The organism is Protofrankia sp. CiP1_Cm_nod3 (assembly GCF_982290655.1).
On sequence record NZ_CEVIVD010000016.1, the window covers coordinates 46,531 to 48,535 of the forward strand.

Genomic DNA, 2,005 nt, shown 5'->3' on the forward strand with positions numbered 1-2,005 from the left:
GTGGGCGAGGGCAGCGACCTCGCCCCGGGCGTCCACGGTGATCTGACGGGTGAGGTCACCGCGGGCGACCCCGGCCGCGACCTCGGCGATGCTGCGCACCTGCGTGGTGAGGTTGCCGGCCATGACGTTCACCGAGTCGGTGAGATCCCGCCACACCCCGGACACGCCCTTTACCTGGGCCTGCCCGCCGAGCCTGCCCTCGGTACCGACCTCCTTGGCCACCCGGGTAACCTCGTCGGCGAACGCCGAGAGCTGGTCGACCATCGTGTTCACGGTCGACTTGAGCTCGTAGATCTCACCTCGCGCGTCCACAGTGATCTTCTGGGACAGGTCGCCCTGCGCCACCGCCGTCGTGACCTGGGCGATGTTGCGGACCTGGCTGGTGAGGTTGCCCGCCATCGAGTTCACCGACTCGGTCAGATCCCGCCACACCCCGGAGACGCCCTTGACTCGTGCCTGGCCGCCCAGGTTGCCCTCGGTACCCACTTCCCGCGCCACCCGGGTAACCTCGTCCGCGAACGAGGAGAGCTGGTCCACCATGGTGTTCACGGTCGTGCCGATCGTGAGGAACTCACCCCGCACCGGCTGTCCGGCGATCTCCAGCGCCATGTGCTGCGAGAGATCGCCATCCGCGACAGCCGCGATCACACGCGCGACCTCGTGTGTCGGGCGCGCGAGGTCGTCGATGAGCGAGTTGACCGCCTGGCTCGACAGCGCCCAGCCACCCTCGAAACCGAGGTCGGCCATCCGCTCGGTCAGCCGGCCGTCCCGCCGGATCACCTTGCTGACCCGTTCCAGCTCCCCGGAGTGCCGCTGCTGCAGGGCGGCCAGCTCGTCGAAGCGCTGGGCGACCAGCGCGTCGCGGCCGGACCGCTCCCCGAGACGGACGGAGAAGTCACCCGCGCACAACGCCGTCAGCGCACCGAGCAAATCGTCGATGAAGTGGTCGTCCACGGGCGCGGATTCCGACACCATCGTCATGGTGGAGCCCTCCAAACCGGCGTGCGCGGGAATCTCTCACGTCTGGCAGACCATCGGAACGGACCGGCGCCCGTTCATCAAGCATCCAGCAGTGCTCGGCGACAGTATCCGTCAGGGCTTGCTGTGCGGATATAGCGGATCCATCCGGCCTGGTGCCGCGCGTGCCGGCCGGACCGGCTCGGAAGATCCGCCAGCCGCGCCCCCTGCGACGGCCAATCCCTCATGACCGGACAACACAGGAGAGACTGACCGGCATGCTTCACATGCTCGGCGAAGAGGGGTTCCGCCGCACCCTCACACTTCCACCGGTCATCGATTCACCGAGATCGGCCCGCCGGTTCATTATCGACACGTTGCACGGCCGTCTCCACGCCGATACCGTCGATATAATACTACTATTAGTAACCGAGCTTGTGACCAACGTGATCGTGCACGCCGGCACCGACGCGACAGTCGACATCCGGCACAACAACGGACGACTCATCGTCGCGGTCAGTGACCGTTATCCCCTGGCACTGGGCGCGGTGCCGATCGCCGGCCAGCCCGGCCACGCCCCCGCCGCCGTCCGCCCGGCGGCCATCGACGGCCCGGGGAGCTCAGCGGCACCCGGGTCCACGCCGGCCGGCGCGCGCCGGCCGGCGGCACCCGGGAGTGTCACCGGCGGGCCCATCGCGGACGACGGCATCGACAGCCTGCGTGAGGACGGCCGCGGCCTGTCGCTGGTGGACGCGCTGAGCACGGCATGGGGCACCGAGCACGACCGGACGGGCAAGAAGGTGTGGTTCCGCCTCGACGTCCCCGACGGTTCGTCCGCCGGCACCGAAGCCGCGGGCGGGGGCGGCCCGGCCGCCGCGGCCGCCGAGACGGCCCGCGCCGGCATCCGGACGGCGCTCCCCGGCCTGCCGGGCCATGGGAGCGGATCCACCGCCAGCCCCCTGCCAGCCGGGATGGGCGCACCTGCCACGGCGGCCGCGGGTGCCACCGGAGCCACAACAGGAGCCACGGTGACCCCCGGAGGCGCTGG

Annotated in this window: 2 protein-coding genes; one reads left to right on the forward strand and one right to left on the reverse strand. The window is 70.4% G+C overall.

Translation table 11 applies throughout. The annotated features are described in order from the left end of the window. On the reverse strand, nt 1-981 hold a 981-nt coding region (locus AC5LUJ_RS05675; RefSeq protein WP_493464577.1), incomplete at its 3' end, for a HAMP domain-containing protein. Nucleotides 982-1,235: 254 nt separating this feature from the next. On the opposite strand from AC5LUJ_RS05675, the gene AC5LUJ_RS05680 reads away from it, so the two are divergent. Further along, on the forward strand, nt 1,236-2,005 hold a 770-nt coding region (locus tag AC5LUJ_RS05680; protein ID WP_493464578.1), incomplete at its 3' end, for an ATP-binding protein.